This window comes from Parasedimentitalea huanghaiensis, assembly GCF_009753675.1.
Taxonomy (GTDB): Bacteria; Pseudomonadota; Alphaproteobacteria; order Rhodobacterales; family Rhodobacteraceae; genus Parasedimentitalea; species Parasedimentitalea huanghaiensis.
The window spans coordinates 1-15,296 of sequence record NZ_WQLV01000028.1 but is presented as its reverse complement, the minus strand read 5'-3'; the positions used below and the strand labels follow the sequence as shown (position 1 = coordinate 15,296).

Sequence of the window (15,296 nt, the reverse complement as noted above, 5' to 3'; positions counted from 1 at the left end):
AAACTCTGAGACCAGCCAAATTTCTGAGAGTGTGAAGCGGCCCCTCAAACGAGACGTCCGCGCCACTCCCCCTGAAGCGGTTGCTTAGACCACTTCTACTTCGGCGCCAGCTGCTTCTAGCTTGCCTTTGATGTCTTCAGCTTCGTCCTTGGACACAGCTTCTTTGACTTTGCCGTTAGCTTCGACCAGTGTCTTAGCTTCTTTCAGGCCCAGACCGGTGATCGCGCGAACTTCTTTGATCACGTTGATCTTCGAAGAACCTGCGCTCTTCAGAACGACGTCAAATTCAGTCTTTTCGTCTTCAGCTGCACCGGCGTCGCCACCTGCAGCCATTACAACAGCGCCACCAGCGGCGGGCTCGATGCCATACTCGTCTTTGAGGATGGTTTTCAGTTCTTGTGCTTCCAGCAGGGTCAGGCCCACGATGCTTTCTGCGAGTGCTTTCAGATCAGCCATTTTATCAGCTCTTTCCGTTTATCAGTGTGTTTTTTTCCAACGCCAGGGCAATTGCCCCACATCGGTCATTCAGTGCTAACCGCTTACGCAGCTTCCGCCTTCTCTTCGATGGTCGAAAGGATGCTTGCGATATTGCTTGCAGGTGCGCCAATTGCGCCAGCGATGTTGGAAGCAGGTGCGCCGATGCAGCCAGCGATGGAAGCAATAAGCTCCTCGCGGGAAGGCATTTTCGACACGGCTTCAACGCCAGCAACGTCCAGAGCATTCTCACCCATTGCGCCACCAAGGATAACGAACTTTTGGTTCTCCTTGGCAAACGCCTGAGCAACCTTGGCAGCTGCCACAGGATCCTCAGAATAGGTTAGAACAGTCATCCCTGTTAGCAGGTCAGAAATGCTTGCACATGACTTTCCCTCAAGGGCGATTTTGGCGAGCCTGTTTTTGGCAACACGCACAGATCCACCCGCTTCGGTCGCCCGGGCGCGCAGATCCTGCATATCAGCAACTGTCAGACCGACGTAGTGTGATACCACAACAACGCCAGAGCTTTCGAAGATCTGGCCGAGTTCCTCGACCAATTTCTCTTTCTGGGCTCTATCCACAGTTCTCTCCAAGTTTGGGATGTCAGACATCCCGGCTCAATTTTGCCAGGCTCATAAAGCCCAGCGTTCAGGTCCGTAGTTACGGGGTGAGCCAAAAATCGCCCGAAGGATTGAAAACCCTCGATCTTTTTTGTCTTTCCCGTCTCAGGAGGGAAATTAAGACCCCAAATTAGGGCCACCCACCATCTTGGACGAAACGAAGGAAAGCGCACGACGAATCGCACGCTTTCCTTCGCGGTCACACCTAAGAGGATTTTGGGCTTAATCCAAGTGCAAAATTCAGTCGCGACCGATGGAAGGGACACAAAATTCGCCCATCAGGCCAACACCATAAAAAAGGGCCCGGATTAGCATCAGCAAATCCGGGCCCAAAATCTTTTCACGCTGACCGGAATTACTCGGCTGCTGCGTTATCCACGTCAACAGTTACGCCTGGACCCATGGTTGAGGACAGAGCGATTTTCTGCATGTAGGCACCCTTGGCGCCTGCTGGTTTGGCCTTTGCCACAGCCGCAACAAACGCACGGATGTTTTCAACCAGCTTGGCTCCGTCAAATGACGCTTTGCCAACACCGGCGTGCACAACGCCACCTTTTTCAGCTTTAAACTGAACTTCGCCGCCTTTGGCGTTCTTAACAGCCGTAGCAACGTCCATGGTAACTGTACCAACCTTAGGGTTTGGCATCAAGTTACGTGGGCCCAGAACTTTACCCAGACGGCCAACAACTGGCATCATATCTGGTGTCGCGATGCAACGATCAAAGTCGATCTTGCCGCCCTGAACGATTTCCATCAGGTCCTCGGCGCCAATGATATCGGCTCCGGCTTCTTTGGCTTCGTCAGCTTTTGCGCCACGAGCAAAGACCGCAACACGTACGGATTTGCCTGTGCCATTGGGCAGGCCAATCACGCCGCGAACCATTTGGTCCGCGTGACGTGGGTCAACACCCAGCGACATGGCGATTTCAACGGTTTCGTCGAATTTGGCGGTGGCGTTGGCCTTGATCAGGGCAACTGCATCTTCGACCGACAGATTAGCTTTGTCAGCAAATGCTTCGCGTGCGGCGCGAGTCCGTTTTCCAAGCTTAGCCATATTACTTCACCTCGATGCCCATAGAGCGGGCAGAGCCCAGGATGATCTGCATTGCCGCTTCGATATCGTTGGCGTTCAGATCTTTCATCTTGGCTTCGGCGATTTCTTTCACCTGGGCCGCGGTCACAGTACCAACGGTTTCGCGCGACGGTGTCTTTGCACCCGACTTAACCTTGGCAGCCTTCTTCAGGAAGTAAGACGCAGGTGGCGTCTTGATGTCCATAGTGAAGGACTTATCCTGGTAGTAAGTGATCACGGTTGGGCACGGCGCGCCAGGCTCCAGATCTGCAGTCTTAGCGTTGAACGCCTTACAGAATTCCATGATGTTAATGCCGCGCTGACCCAGCGCCGGACCAACTGGTGGCGAGGGGTTCGCTTTACCTGCAGGAACCTGCAGCTTCATTGTACCAGCAAGCTTCTTGGCCATTTGGTGTTCCTTTCAACGTGAGCGAAACGCGTTCCGCCCGGTTTGTGTTGCGTGGTTCAGTCCGACATCGCGATGCCTGCAACCTCCCACGAGAGAATCTCGCCCAAAGGCGATAGGGGCGGCGTTTACGCCTGTTTCCGAAAGTTGGCAAGGGGTGAATACGTTTCCGCCAACCAAAGGAGCAAGAGATACGATACACGAGAAGGGCCCCCGCAACGTTGCTGCGAAGGCCCAGGGAGTGGTCATTGTTTTACGCCGCTTTATCAGTCTTGCTCCAGGAAAATTGCTGGAACGCAGGATCCACGGCGGTTTGCGCCACATGGTTGGTGTAGTTGCTGAGGATCTTTTGGGAGAGCCCCAGAATGATCTCCAACACTTGCTGCGTGCCATACCCCGCAGCATAAAAGGCATCGTAATCAGCTTGAGCCACATACCCGCGCCCTCGCACCAGTGCGAGAGTAAAGGTACGTAGAGCTTCCAGCTTTGGATCAACCAAAGGGGTCTCGTCCCGCAGTGCGTCAATTACGCCTTGATCAACATTCATTGAATGGGCGATGCCAGTATGTGCCGGAACACAATAGTGGCAGTCGTGTTCCACATTGATCGACTGCCACACAACGGTCAGTTCAGTATTGTCAAAGCTGGTGCTAACAAAGGCTTCGTGTGTGCGCAGGTAGGTATCCAACAGCTGCGGCGCGTCCGCCATCACCTGATAGAGCCCCGGCAAGAAGCCGTAAGCTTTTTCAGATGCAATCAGGTTTTCTTTGGCAGCTTCAGGAGCAGTTTCTGCCGTGTGGCGAGGGAAAGTCGTCATCGTTGTATCCTTTGTAAAATCATCAACGTGACACTCATATGGGCAACTTGAGCGATCACTCAAGCTCTGATTTGAGCAATCACTCAACTGTGACCTTGGCTTTACCAGCCCGCGCACGTACATTGGGAGTTATGAGTGTGAACCACAACAAAGACGCCGCCTTGGATCAGGCCCTCAATCTGTTCTGGACGAAGGGTTTCGCCTCCACGTCAATAAAAGACTTGGAGCGCGCCACAGGCATGCACCCTGGCTCGATTTACGCGGCCTTTGGCAGCAAGGCCAAGCTGTATTGCTTAAGCTTGGAGCGCTACGCCCTTCAGCTCAACGACAAGCGCGCACAGCTAATGGCCTCTGCGGCCTCTCCATTACAGGGGCTCGCAGACTTCATCCTCCGCGCTCACCCTCTCTCCAACGCCGACGCCCCCCTGCCCGTTTGCTTTCTGGTCAAAGCCACGCTGGAGAGCGGCTTAGACGACGGCTCAATCCACGATAAGATCAACGAGATGTTGACCCGGAACGAAGCGCTGTTTGAGGATGTTTTTGAACAAGCGATTGCCGCCGGTGAACTTTCACAAGCCAGCAACCCGAAAAAGCTCGCCCGTCAATTAAGCGCGGATCTGGCAGGCCTGTGCTTTTACGCGCTGCGGGAGGATGAACCTACGGTGATAAACGAGATGATCACCGATCTTGCAGATCGCGTCCGCCAGAGTCGCTAACGCGACCCCCAATGCAAAACGCCGCCCCAAAGGGACGGCGTTGTAACTGTTCACAGTCTTGAAAGCTTAACCCTGCTTGGTGACCTGAGTGAATTCCAATTCAACCGGAGTTTCCCGGCCAAAGATCGACACCGTTACCTTGAGGCGCTGGTTCTCGTCATCAACTTCCTCAACCATGCCGTCGAAGTCCTCAAACGGACCTTCGTTGACCTTAACCTTCTCACCCACTTCAAAGTGAATAAGCGTACGAGGCGCTTCTTCACCTTCCTGCACGCGGTTCAGGATCTGGTTCACCTCGGCATCACGCATCGGCATTGGGCGACCCTGTGGTCCAAGAAAGCCCGTAACGCGATTGATCGAGTTGATCAGGTGATAGCCATGATCGCTCATTTCCATGTGCACCAGAACATACCCCGGCATAAAGCGACGCTCGGTGGTCACCTTCTTGCCGCGACGCACTTCGATCACCTCTTCGGTGGGAACCAGAACCTCATCGATGTCGTCATCAAGACCGGATTCAGCAGCCGACGTGAGGATTTGCTCTGCGATTTTCTTTTCGAAGTTCGAGAGAACGCTGACCGAATACCACCGCTTCGCCATGAACCTGACCGTCCTTGTCCTGACCGGCTGGCGTCATTGCCTTGCCGTCATAATAAATTTCTTTGCAGCCCAAGACTGCGCCCTAACAAAAAACGGCGCGCAACGCGAATCGCCGCACGCCCTCATCAGAGGCAAGGCTCACCTACCCGCCAATTAAGACGAGATCAAGTGGTGCGCCTGATATTCGCACGAAGGCTAACCTTCGGCAAAATACTCTAGCTGAACATCTCCAGCACATTGGTCAAACCAAAGCGGATAATGATGTCCACCAAGGCAAAGAACACTGCTGTAAGCGAAGCCATGATAAAGACCATCACAGTGGTCAGCAGCACTTCACGACGAGTCGGCCAGACAATCTTACTGACTTCGGCACGAACCTGCTGAATGAACTGAACTGGGTTGATAGTGGCCATTTGACTGGGTTCTCTCTGCTAGCAATCAAACTGGGACCTAACGGGGAGGGGCGGTGATTTCAAGCCCTGTTCACTCTCCCCCCTGCCATCTGATGCAAACCAGCGTCAAAAATATGTGCAGTCAATTCAATCTTAATTCTCAACACCAATACTGTAGCTCGATACCAGGACTGACCCCAGAAAAGGGTCGCCCCTTATAACGCGTGATTAATGAGATAGGATTCCATGACCCTCGCCAAGTCTTTAAATGCCGCCAAACGGCTGGAACGCACCGACAAGTTTGATGACGCCGCAAAAATTTATGGCGACATTCTGGCTCGTTACCCAAGGAATGTGAACGCGCGCAAAGCGCTTGAATCACTATCTCAACGACTTCGCCAAGCGTCAGATCCACCTGCAGTGGTGAAAGCAAGGCTAGCCAAGGGGTTTGCTGCCGGGCAATTTCGCGTCACCGCAACCAGCACAGCGGAACTGGTCAGAGAGTATCAAGACTCCCATTTCCTTTGGTCACTGCTTGGGCGCTGCTATCTTGAACTCGGGGCGCTCGACAAATCCGCATCTTGTTTGACGCGCGCCTGTGACATTGATCCCAAGTCCGGCGAATCTCGCACCCTGCTCGGAAATGCTCTCAAACAGCAGCGCAAGTTCCACGATGCGATCACACAGTATTCTAAAGTGATCGAGGCGGAACCAGACAATCTTGCGGCACTGAACAATCTGGGCAATACGCTCGCGACATTGGGTCGCTTTCCCGAGGCAGCTCAACATCAAGCCACCGCCTGCAAACTGGCCCCTCAAAATGCGCAGCTTCGATATAATCATGCCGGCACGCTACGTCAGCTTGGCGATTTGAAAGGCGCCAAAGATCTATATGAATCCGCAGTCAAGATTTCACCTGATTTTGCTGCTGCACATTTTAACCTAGGACAAATCAACGGTCTGTTGGGCAACCGCACCGAGGCTATCCGCAACTTTGATGGCGCGTTAGAGGTTAACGCCGATGATGATCGATCTCGGGTTCAGAAGTTGCACCAGATGGCGCATATTAGTGATTGGCGCTGGCCCGAAGAATACCAGCAACATCGCCGACATCTTGGTCTGCGCGGCACCGCCTGTTCCCCGTTTGCGATGCTTTCGATGGAGGACAATCCTGATCTGTTGCGTCACCGGACACAGGCCTATGCCGAACAGCAATTCAGCGACGTTGCGCCCCCGCTGCCCGCTCGGGCCTCCAAACGACCCGACCGGTTGCGTGTAGGCTACTTTTCAGCGGATTTTCACGCTCACGCCACTATGCATTTGATGGGCGGTCTGTTCGAGCAACATGACCCTGACCGGTTTGAGGTCGTTGCATATTCCTATGGGCCGAACCGGCAGGACGATTCACGCAAACGGTTGCTCAGCCATGTCGCGCAATTCCGCGAGATGAGCAATGTCAGCAACACGAATTTTGTTGCCGCAGTTCAGGCTGACAAACTGGATATCGCCGTAGACCTGAAAGGCTATACCGGCGACAACCGAAGTGCTCTTTTTGCCACGCGCCTTGCTCCGGTCCACATGTCCTACCTTGGCTACCCTGGAACCATGGGCACTCCGGCGTTTGACTACTTGATTGGCGATCACACGGTCTGTCCTCCTGGCAGCGAGCGCCACTATAGTGAACACCTGATGCGAATGCCGCACAGCTATCAGATCAATGATGACCAGCGGCAAATCTCTGATCGTCAATTCACCCGTGAAGCCTGTGGCCTACCCAAAGATGCCTTTGTATTCTGTAGCTTTAACAACAGCTACAAGATCACGCCGCGCGAATTTGATATCTGGATGCGGCTGCTTGCACAGGTTGACGACAGCGTCCTCTGGCTGTTGCGCAGCAATGAATGGTCCCAGGCCAATTTGCAACGCGAGGCCGAAGCACGTGGAATCGATCCAAGCCGGTTGATCTTTGCTGACCGCATGCCGCAGCAAGACCATCTGGCCCGTCAAAAACTCGCCGACTTGTTTCTTGATACCTTTATCTACAATGCCCACACCACCGCCAGTGACGCGCTTTGGGCTGGCTTGCCAGTCCTGACACTGATGGGGCAGCAGTTTGCTTCACGCGTTGGGGCTAGCCTGTTGAATGCCGTCGGCTTGCCCGAGCTCATCACGCAGAGCGAGGGTGACTATGAAGCCCGCGCTTTAGAACTGGCCAGATCCCCCGATGATTTGCTGGGTCTGCGCAATAAACTGGCAACAAACCGCAACACTGCGCCACTGTTTCAGACCAAGGCATTTACCCGCGCGTTGGAGCGAGGCTTCGACATGGCGTTTGACAGATATCTGAATGGCCTGGCACCAGACCACTTGAACGTCCCGGAAAGGGAAACCGGCCAAACAAACCTTAAGCCGGAAACTGTCGCTGCTTAAGCAAACAGTAGGTTTATTCTAAGTGTAGGGGCACCCCGTGCGCCCCTGCACGCTGCGGATTGTTGCTCTCTATCGCATCCGCTTTGAGCGGTTAACGTATGTTCCAAAACTCAAATGCATTTTCAGCAAAAGTAGACTTTTGCCGACGCCAGAAAGACACACTATCTCTTTGAGAAATTGTCGTTTACCCTTAGTTATTTTCAGCGCGCACAATTCAAAAGGGTGATTAGTATGTCGAAATCCAAGATTTCTACCGGTGCTTTGGTTGCATTGTCCATGTCCGCTTTTCCGGTGGTGGCGCAAGAATCCCACGCGAGCAAAGAACAATTGGCCCCGCTTTTTCCAGAAGGAAAACCCTACTCTCCTTATACGGATCGCGACTTCCCAGAGCGCCCATTATGGGGTGACAGCCACTTGCACACCAGTCTGTCGATGGATGCAGGTGGGTTCGGCAATCGCGTAGGTCTGGATGATGCGTATCGTCTGGCACGTGGTGAGCAGATCATGGCCAGCTCTGGACAGCCCGTCAAACTTGACCGGCCACTGGATTGGCTGGCGATTACTGATCACTCCGACGGTATGGGGCTGATTGTCGATATTCTGGATGCTGCCCCCATCGTCACGCAATATGAACAGGGCGCGCGGTGGTCCGAAGGCATGCGCGCCGGTGGACAGACAGCGGTAGATTCAACCCTGGATTTGATTGCAACGTTTTCGCAAGGTCAAATGGACCCGGAGATGTTTGCCAACTACTCTCCCGGTGCGCGGCGATATGCCAACATCTGGGAAGACGTCATCACAGCAGCCGAAAATCACAACACGCCTGGCAGCTTCACAGCCATGATCGGGTTCGAATGGACCTCTCTGGTTGAAGGCGCCAACATGCATCGGAATGTCATTTTCCGGGATGGTGCAGACCGCGCACGCCAGGTGGTCCCTTACACAACCCAGCATCCGATAGGCAGCACTGATCCGCTAGACCTGTATAAATACCTGGAAGCTTATGAAGCCCGCACAAACGGTGCTGTGATGACATTTGCCCATAATGGCAACCTGTCAAACGGCATCATGTTCCCTGTCGATGCACAATATACCGGTCGCAAGATTGACCAAATGTATGTCGAGCAACGCGCAAAATGGGAGCGCATGTACGAGATCACCCAGATCAAAGGTGATGGCGAAGCCCATCCATTCTTGTCGCCAGATGATGAGTTCGCCGATTACGGGACCTGGGACGCTGGCAACCTGGATCTTAGCGTCGCAAAAACCGACGAAATGCTTGCAGGCGAGTATGCCCGCGAAGCACTGAAAAACGGTCTGTTGTTGGAAGAGAAGTTCGGCACCAACCCCTACAAATTTGGTCTGCAAGGGGCGTCGGACGCGCATAATTCAATTGTTGTGACATCCGAAGACAACTTTTTCGGCAAACACGCTGGATACGAACCCTCAGCAGAACGTTTGGACCATTCGTTCATGAAGACGGAACAGGGCGAGCTGTTCAGCTGGCAACAGGTTGGATCCGGGCTGACGGCAGTTTGGGCCGACGAAAACACCCGTGCCTCCATTTTTGATGCCATGGACCGCAAGGAAGTCTATGCAACCACCGGCCCGCGCATGGCGGTCCGCCTGTTTGGCGGTTGGGACTTTGACGAAAGCGATCAATTCAGCCGCTCTCCGTCAGCCATTGGTTATGCCAAAGGCGTCCCCATGGGCGGCGATCTTGTGAACGCACCTGAAGGGACGGCACCATCCTTCCTGGTCGCGGCATTGCGCGATCCTATCGGTGCAAATCTGGATCGGATCCAGATCATCAAAGGATGGCTGGACGCAGAAGGAAACACCCACGAAAAGGTCTACGATGTGTCTTGGTCGGATGACCGGCAGGCAGGCAGCGACGGCAAACTTCCAGCGGTTGGTAATACCGTTGATGTTGCCTCTGCGACTTGGACCAATACAATTGGTGCGGCCGAATTGATCACGGTTTGGTCTGATCCGGATTTTGATCCTGCCGAACGCTCGTTTTATTATGCACGGGTTTTGGAGATCCCAACACCGCCATGGTACCTGTATGACGCGCTGAAATTTGGTGTGGACATCCCAGAGGGTGCACCAACTTCACATCAAGAACGCGCCTATACCTCGCCGATCTGGTTTACACCTTCAGGTGAATAATCCTCATGTCCGCCCCTCTCACTCGGTGAGGGGCGGATGCTCCACAAACAGGGCCATCAACCCTGCCCTATGGTACGGATCTGACAGTCCACATTGAGTCATCAAACATTGTGCTAATGAAAATTTTGAAAGAACCACTGCTACACTTCTTATTGATGGCTGTAGCAATTTTTGCGTGGTTCATCGCGGTCGATGACAGTGCGCCCCAAACAAATCAAAATGTAGTCGAGATCACCGCCACTGATTTGGATTTGTTGGCAACCCAGTTCGAAAAAACATGGCAACGCCAACCAAGCGAGCAGGAACGCAAGAAACTGACCGACGGCTTTGTGCGGCAGGAAATACTCGTCCGCGAAGCAATCGCGCTTGGTATGGATCAGAATGACGCGCTCATTCGCCGTCGCCTGCAGCAAAAAATGGAGTTTTTTATTGCTTCGTTTGCCGAAGCCCTGGAACCCACAACAGATGAGCTGGAAGAGTACTACCAAACCAACTCTGCAAAATATGAGATAGGGCCAAAGGTCGCTTTTTTGCAGGTGTTTCTGGGCGATGCCCCACAGCAACAAGAAACCACGCAAATTCTTGAACAATTGCGGAGCGGCCAATCCCCGGGTCAACTGGGCAAACCCACACAACTGAGCCTGCAGGTTTCGCTTGCAGCTGACACCCGCATCGACGCCATGTTCGGTACAGGCTTTGCCGCTGCAATTAGCGCAATGCCGGTAGAGGAGTGGACCGGGCCTGTAAAATCTGGATATGGCTATCATCTTGTTTTTGTTGAACAAAAAGAGGCCGGCCACCTACCACCGCTGCAGGACGTTCAGGTCGGGGTTGTTGCAGATTGGCGCACCGCTAAAAAAATGGAGCTGATGGAGCTTCAATACGAAAAACTGGCTGCACGTTACACGGTTCACCTCCCTTCTGCCGCAGATGAAGCACAACCATGAACCTGTTACGCCTGCTACTGGTAGCGATCCTTAGTACCCTGCTGACAGGACAGATTGCCCAATCACATGCGCTGGAGCCTGGATATCTGGAGATCGAAGAACTCGGGAATGACGTTCAGAGGGTGTTCTGGCGAAAACCTGCCGTTAAGCAGGCCCCAATGGATATCCATGTTCGCTTACCAGAACGTTGCACCAACCCAACCGCCCCGACGCCACGATTTGATGGTTTGGCCTGGGTCGCCAGCTGGAATACGCAATGCCCAGGCGGCCTAGCAGGGCAGATCATCACAATCGACGGGTTGTCCAAAACCAGCACCGACGTCTTGGTACGCTATCAGTCCGGAGACGGGCAGGACGCCACAATCCGACTAACCGCAAACACACCATCCTTTGTCGTGCCCGAAAAGACCACAACGCTACAGGTATTGTGGGGCTACGTCGGCTTGGGGGTAGAACACATCCTAGAAGGCTACGACCATCTCTTGTTTGTTTTTGCGATGCTACTGCTGATCCGGGACAAATGGCGCCTGTTCGGGGCCGTCACAGCCTTTACCCTGGCCCATTCGCTAACTCTCGCTGCGGTTTCACTCGGTTGGCTTAGCCTGCCCTCCAGACCTGTCGAGGCAGTAATTGCCCTGTCGATTGTGTTTCTGGCTGTCGAGCTGTGCAAACATAAGCCTGACCAGCCTCGTCTCTCTGAACGTTGGCCTTGGGTCGTATCTTTTTCGTTTGGCTTGTTACACGGATTTGGTTTTGCAGGTGCACTGACTGAAATAGGCTTGCCCACAAATGATCTTTCAATCGCTCTGATGGGGTTCAACATTGGTGTCGAAATCGGCCAACTTCTATTTATTTTTGCAACCCTAACTGTTTGGTACGCTCTATCACAGCTGCAGTTCGCCTCACGCTATTCCAGTCGGAACAAAAGGCGCCAGTCTACCTTGCGCTTTGGCTATGGTATTGGAGCGGTTTCAACCTTTTGGGTCGTCGAACGAATCGCCGGGTTCGCTTTGTAGAATTTTCTCTGGGTTGATTGGGGATGTGATTGGTCACCGCATCGTCGCCTAAATAGCCCGCGATCTGCACTACGGTGCAATTTTGTGCAGGCATTGCTGGATTTTGGAAACCACTTCTGCCCGTCAAGCAAAGTACGGTCTATTGGAAATGTGGGGAAACTGGCAGGGGTGCACAGGCTCGAACTGTGGACCTACGGTTTTGGAGACCGTCGCTCTACCAACTGAGCTACACCCCTGCAGTGCGGCATGTCCTAAGCCAGCAGCAGCCAACTGACAAGAGGAAAAACAGATTTTTTAGGACCGACTTGATAACCACCCCTGCGCTGGTCTTTGCCATTGCCGGCGCTTACGTTTAGAGAAGGGCAAAAGAGGACCATTCGCTTGAGCCTGAGAAAAAAAATTGCAGATAGCAATGCCTTTAACAATGCTGTTGAAGGGCTGATCACAGCCTACGTAAAATTCTGTTATCGCACGTCACGCTGGTCTCGCAGCGGGTTTGGCCCAATGGAAGAGCTCGTAGAATCGGGCACACCGGTGATCATGGTTCTCTGGCACCAACGGCTGGTCATGTCACCCTACCTGTTCGACAGTTCAAAAGGCCGGATTTGTACGCTGACCTCGGCCGCGCGCGCGGGCCGACTGGCGGGTAAAGTACAAGAGCGAATGGGCTTTGACACCATCCCGATGTCCAGTCGCAAGCGTCATGTCGCGCTATCGCGAGAGGTTCTGCGGCGCATCAAGGCCGGTAGTTCGGTTGGTATCGCTGCGGATGGCCCCCGCGGACCTGCCCGTGTCTCTTCCAGTGTCCCCATCATTTGGGCGCGCAGTTCAGGTTGCAGGGTTTTCACAATCAGCTTTGCCCAACGACGGACCCTTCGGTTGCCAACCTGGGACAAACAAATGTTCCCTGTTCCGTTCTCCCGTGGCGTTTTGATGTGTCGCGAGTGGGACCAAACCGTACCACGCAAACCATCGCCAGAGCAGGCGGAAGAGCTGCGCTTAAGTCTTGAAGCAGCGCTAAATCAAATAACTGACGATACGGACGCAGCGGTAGGGCGCAGCTAGCCACTGCGCCCAGTCAGCTCAGACCAAAGCCAAGCCCATAATCAACAGTCCGATAAACCCAACTGTATAGGCTGCAGACCGAACCACAGGCACCGCCAGAAGATAGAGCGGCAGATAGGCCAGTCGCGCAAAAAAGAACACTTCAGCGCCCAGAATGGCACGCCCCACATCAGCATCTGGAACAATGAATGTCAGCGCTGCGAGAACGGCAAACGGCGCAAGGTTTTCCTGAAAATTGCGATGGGCCCGCTGTGCTCGCCCCTGCATCACAGCGGGATCAGGATCGCTGTCACGCGTACCCATGTAGGCACCCAGCCCAATCCGCGGGATCAGAAACAGCGAAGGCAGAAACAGGCCCGCGTAGTACAATATCAGCACCAATAAAATCCAAGTCAGCATGAGAAGTCCTTTGCCATTGCTATCCGGGCCAAGTTAGAAACGGTAGGAAATGACAGCAATTCCCTTGGAGGGAATAAAATGACTTCTTTTGGCCACGTCTTAAAAGACATCCGTGCGGCACGTGGAATGTCGCAGGCCACGCTGGCATTGGCACTGGATTCTACTCAACGCCATCTGTCGTTCTTGGAAACTGGCCGCTCCCTGCCAACCGCTTCGTTTCTGGCTCGTATCTGCAGGACGCTGGATCTCAATATCGCCCAACGGGTCAATATCTACGACGCATCTGGCTTGACCAATCCCTATGCACAGCGCGACATGGGATCAGGAGAGATCCACGCCGCACTTGATATGATTGAACAAAGGGTACTGAAAAATTGGCCCTTCCCGGCGCTGGTGTTGGATCCGGATTGGAACGTCCTGCGCAGCAATTCAGCGTTTGATCAGATTTTTGGCGGCTTGATGCCGAAGGGTAATGCGCCACCAAACCTTCTGGAGGTCATGATGAGCGAGATATTTCAGGGGCTGGTTCAAAACTGGGACGAAGCCGCTGGGGTAATGTTCTATCGTCTCCAGCGCGCCGCTGCCCACAGCCCGCGCATCGCACAGGTGTTGCAGACCGCCCAGTCCCAGGGCCGTTTTGCCGGTATGGAACAACATCTGGGCGAACTTGGTGAAATCCCGATTTTCCTGCCAATCCGCATCGCTCTGCCAGAAGGGCCTGTGATGGAGCTCAGCTCGCTATTGGGCAAGCTTGCCTCCTGTCAGGACGCACTAATCGAAGGGCTGGAAATCGAACTTATGGTGCCGCTTGATGAGGCATCGGAGCAAACGATGCACGCATTGACATCCAATACATGATAAGCAAATACGCGGAATCGGAAATAGAGTTTTCTGTTCTAGAGGCTCTATGAAACTTCTAGGCCAAGGAGTTGACTGGGCAACCGATGGCTCATTCCACCGGCCCTCTTCAAACCCAAACGACAGGAGCGAATCCTGCCGTCGGGTTATTCATATAAAACGAATTCGCGCGCTGCACACTTGTTGGCGGGGTGTGGCAAGGGGGAAATGCTTACCCCCCCCAAACGTCCGATCATTTGCGCTCTAAATTGCTGGTCGGACCCCGTGTTCAAACTTGCAAATTTGTTCAAACTGAAGATTTACGGCCTCGTTCACAATGGTGAGGACACCCAGACTTGATGCCTCCTCGGCGGGCTTGAAAGTCTCCCAATTCCAATCAGGCCGCGGCGCCGGTGCTTGATAGAGAATGGAACGCATCGTGGAGAATGGAATCCCCTTTACGGTCCCCGTAATTGCACGATGGACATGACCGATGAACAGATATTTGACGCACTCAAACTCTGATAACATATCGAGAAATGCTTCACCGTTCTCCATATTTTCAGAATCCTGCATCGGCAGACCAAGAGGCATAGGTGGATGATGTAAGAAGATGTAGACTGGTGTACTCCCGGCATCTGTCAACGCTCGCCGCAGCCAAGCGCGGCGTTGCGCACAAAACTCACCGGCATCCGACCCATGTTTTTGAGTATCCAAACAGAGAACCCATCCTTCCGGTGTCGATACTGAAAACTGGATGAAATTCTCCATACACAAATCAGGCACAGGTATTTTTGACCGAAAGATGAGCCGATCGTCGTGATTTCCGACCATCGGCAAAACCGGTATGACCAGCTGGTTCAATAGTTTTGATAGAGCCTCATAATCAGCTTCAGAACCTCGATTCACCATATCACCCGAAATCACGCAGAAGCGAGCATCGTGATGATGTTGATTGATATGATCGATAGCCGCTTGCAACCGAACGCGCGGATCATGCCCCATGATATCGCCTTCGTGGGCAAAATGTGGATCAGACATCCAAATCGCTTTTAACATTTAGCGCACCTTTATAATGGTTGTTCACCACTGAGTGGCGACGATTGAAATGCAAATCAAACTAGCAGTCATTAGAACGCCTGCCATAGCAAAAAGGGCCGCCGTTTAGGCAGCCCTTTTTTATCTTCTCATCAGAGTGGCTCTCGGGAGCTTTTGCCTCGGCAAAAGCCCCTGTCGCCCTCACAGCGTAGCTGTGATTACTCTTTGATGTTTGACACAACACCAGCGCCAACTGTGCGGCCGCCTTCGCGGATCGCAAAGCGCAGGCCCT

17 protein-coding genes and 1 tRNA gene are annotated in these 15,296 nt (G+C 53.4%); 7 read left to right on the top strand and 11 right to left on the bottom strand.

All coding sequences use genetic code 11. From position 1 onward, the window contains the following. Nucleotides 1-84: 84 nt before the first annotated feature. The 5 genes from rplL to GO984_RS22855 form a co-directional block, all read right to left on the bottom strand. Nucleotides 85-456 (bottom strand): 50S ribosomal protein L7/L12, encoded by a 372-nt coding sequence (gene rplL, locus GO984_RS22875; protein ID WP_157024856.1) that lies wholly within the window; start codon nt 454-456, stop codon nt 85-87. Between the two features lie 83 nt (nt 457-539). Next, on the bottom strand, nt 540-1,058 hold the full coding sequence (gene rplJ / locus GO984_RS22870) for a 50S ribosomal protein L10 (protein ID WP_167740487.1): 519 nt from the start codon (nt 1,056-1,058) through the stop codon (nt 540-542). A gap of 394 nt (nt 1,059-1,452) precedes the next feature. Beyond that, entirely contained in the window at nt 1,453-2,151 is a 699-nt protein-coding gene (gene rplA, locus GO984_RS22865) for a 50S ribosomal protein L1 (RefSeq protein ID WP_138163913.1), read from the bottom strand. A gap of 1 nt (nt 2,152) precedes the next feature. Then, nucleotides 2,153-2,578, bottom strand: coding sequence for a 50S ribosomal protein L11 (rplK, locus tag GO984_RS22860; protein WP_138163912.1), 426 nt, complete (start codon nt 2,576-2,578; stop codon nt 2,153-2,155). Between the two features lie 250 nt (nt 2,579-2,828). Next, complete coding sequence (locus GO984_RS22855) at nt 2,829-3,392, bottom strand: carboxymuconolactone decarboxylase family protein (protein WP_157024854.1); 564 nt, start codon at nt 3,390-3,392, stop codon at nt 2,829-2,831. Nucleotides 3,393-3,529: 137 nt separating this feature from the next. Here GO984_RS22855 and GO984_RS22850 point away from each other — a divergent pair, with 137 nt between their 5' ends. Then, complete coding sequence (locus tag GO984_RS22850) at nt 3,530-4,108, top strand: TetR/AcrR family transcriptional regulator (protein ID WP_209279463.1); 579 nt, start codon at nt 3,530-3,532, stop codon at nt 4,106-4,108. Nucleotides 4,109-4,174: 66 nt separating this feature from the next. Here GO984_RS22850 and nusG read toward each other — a convergent pair whose 3' ends face one another. Both nusG and secE read right to left on the bottom strand, forming a co-directional pair. Next, nucleotides 4,175-4,708 (bottom strand): transcription termination/antitermination protein NusG, encoded by a 534-nt coding sequence (gene nusG / locus GO984_RS22845; protein ID WP_157024853.1) that lies wholly within the window; start codon nt 4,706-4,708, stop codon nt 4,175-4,177. A gap of 215 nt (nt 4,709-4,923) precedes the next feature. Continuing rightward, the gene (secE, locus tag GO984_RS22840; protein WP_138163908.1) at nt 4,924-5,121 is read right to left on the bottom strand and encodes a preprotein translocase subunit SecE; all 198 of its coding nucleotides are present in this window, start codon (nt 5,119-5,121) and stop codon (nt 4,924-4,926) included. 225 nt (nt 5,122-5,346) lie between these two features. Between secE and GO984_RS22835 the strand changes: the two genes are divergently transcribed. The 4 genes from GO984_RS22835 (at nt 5,347) to GO984_RS22820 (ending at nt 11,665) form a co-directional block, all read left to right on the top strand. Next, nucleotides 5,347-7,530: an O-linked N-acetylglucosamine transferase, SPINDLY family protein gene (locus tag GO984_RS22835; RefSeq protein WP_157024852.1), complete on the top strand. Its 2,184-nt coding sequence runs from the start codon at nt 5,347-5,349 to the stop codon at nt 7,528-7,530. A gap of 231 nt (nt 7,531-7,761) precedes the next feature. Next, a complete protein-coding gene (locus tag GO984_RS22830; RefSeq protein WP_157024851.1) occupies nt 7,762-9,702 on the top strand; it encodes a DUF3604 domain-containing protein in 1,941 nt (646 codons plus the stop codon). Nucleotides 9,703-9,818: 116 nt separating this feature from the next. Next, nucleotides 9,819-10,649 carry a peptidyl-prolyl cis-trans isomerase gene (locus tag GO984_RS22825; protein WP_157024850.1) on the top strand — a complete coding sequence of 277 codons (831 nt, stop codon included), beginning with the start codon at nt 9,819-9,821 and terminating at the stop codon, nt 10,647-10,649. Then, complete coding sequence (locus GO984_RS22820; RefSeq protein WP_157024849.1) at nt 10,646-11,665, top strand: HupE/UreJ family protein; 1,020 nt, start codon at nt 10,646-10,648, stop codon at nt 11,663-11,665. Before GO984_RS22825 ends, GO984_RS22820 begins: the two co-directional genes overlap by 4 nt. Nucleotides 11,666-11,825: 160 nt before the next feature. Here GO984_RS22820 and GO984_RS22815 read toward each other — a convergent pair. Further along, nucleotides 11,826-11,901 (bottom strand) — tRNA-Trp (locus tag GO984_RS22815). A 145-nt stretch (nt 11,902-12,046) separates the two neighbouring features. On the opposite strand from GO984_RS22815, the gene GO984_RS22810 reads away from it, so the two are divergent. Next, nucleotides 12,047-12,730, top strand: coding sequence for a lysophospholipid acyltransferase family protein (locus GO984_RS22810; RefSeq protein ID WP_157024848.1), 684 nt, complete (start codon nt 12,047-12,049; stop codon nt 12,728-12,730). A gap of 18 nt (nt 12,731-12,748) precedes the next feature. On the opposite strand, the gene GO984_RS22805 is transcribed toward GO984_RS22810, so the two are convergent. Continuing rightward, on the bottom strand, nt 12,749-13,129 hold the full coding sequence (locus tag GO984_RS22805) for an MAPEG family protein (protein ID WP_157024847.1): 381 nt from the start codon (nt 13,127-13,129) through the stop codon (nt 12,749-12,751). A gap of 78 nt (nt 13,130-13,207) precedes the next feature. Between GO984_RS22805 and GO984_RS22800 the strand changes: the two genes are divergently transcribed. Beyond that, nucleotides 13,208-13,987 (top strand): helix-turn-helix domain-containing protein, encoded by a 780-nt coding sequence (locus GO984_RS22800; protein WP_157024846.1) that lies wholly within the window; start codon nt 13,208-13,210, stop codon nt 13,985-13,987. Between the two features lie 243 nt (nt 13,988-14,230). Here the strand turns inward: GO984_RS22800 and GO984_RS22795 are convergent, their stop codons facing one another. Together GO984_RS22795 and GO984_RS22790 are read right to left on the bottom strand one after the other, a co-directional pair. Then, nucleotides 14,231-15,025 (bottom strand): metallophosphoesterase, encoded by a 795-nt coding sequence (locus tag GO984_RS22795; RefSeq protein WP_157024845.1) that lies wholly within the window; start codon nt 15,023-15,025, stop codon nt 14,231-14,233. Nucleotides 15,026-15,222: 197 nt separating this feature from the next. After that, the coding region (locus tag GO984_RS22790; RefSeq protein ID WP_209279447.1) for an EF-Tu C-terminal domain-related protein at nt 15,223-15,296 on the bottom strand (74 nt) is incomplete at its 5' end.

Excerpts from the sequence above, each read along its gene's own strand:
- GO984_RS22830 (WP_157024851.1), top strand. The coding sequence starts at position 7,762 with ATGTCGAAATCCAAGATTTCTACCGGTGCTTTGGTTGCATTGTCCATG.
- GO984_RS22820 (WP_157024849.1), top strand. The coding sequence starts at position 10,646 with ATGAACCTGTTACGCCTGCTACTGGTAGCGATCCTTAGTACCCTGCTG.
- rplA (WP_138163913.1), bottom strand. The coding sequence starts at position 2,151 with ATGGCTAAGCTTGGAAAACGGACTCGCGCCGCACGCGAAGCATTTGCT.
- GO984_RS22835 (WP_157024852.1), top strand. The coding sequence starts at position 5,347 with ATGACCCTCGCCAAGTCTTTAAATGCCGCCAAACGGCTGGAACGCACC.
- GO984_RS22795 (WP_157024845.1), bottom strand. The coding sequence starts at position 15,025 with ATGTTAAAAGCGATTTGGATGTCTGATCCACATTTTGCCCACGAAGGC.
- nusG (WP_157024853.1), bottom strand. The coding sequence starts at position 4,708 with ATGGCGAAGCGGTGGTATTCGGTCAGCGTTCTCTCGAACTTCGAAAAG.
- rplL (WP_157024856.1), bottom strand. The coding sequence starts at position 456 with ATGGCTGATCTGAAAGCACTCGCAGAAAGCATCGTGGGCCTGACCCTG.
- GO984_RS22805 (WP_157024847.1), bottom strand. The coding sequence starts at position 13,129 with ATGCTGACTTGGATTTTATTGGTGCTGATATTGTACTACGCGGGCCTG.
- GO984_RS22800 (WP_157024846.1), top strand. The coding sequence starts at position 13,208 with ATGACTTCTTTTGGCCACGTCTTAAAAGACATCCGTGCGGCACGTGGA.
- GO984_RS22825 (WP_157024850.1), top strand. The coding sequence starts at position 9,819 with ATGAAAATTTTGAAAGAACCACTGCTACACTTCTTATTGATGGCTGTA.
- secE (WP_138163908.1), bottom strand. The coding sequence starts at position 5,121 with ATGGCCACTATCAACCCAGTTCAGTTCATTCAGCAGGTTCGTGCCGAA.
- rplK (WP_138163912.1), bottom strand. The coding sequence starts at position 2,578 with ATGGCCAAGAAGCTTGCTGGTACAATGAAGCTGCAGGTTCCTGCAGGT.
- GO984_RS22855 (WP_157024854.1), bottom strand. The coding sequence starts at position 3,392 with ATGACGACTTTCCCTCGCCACACGGCAGAAACTGCTCCTGAAGCTGCC.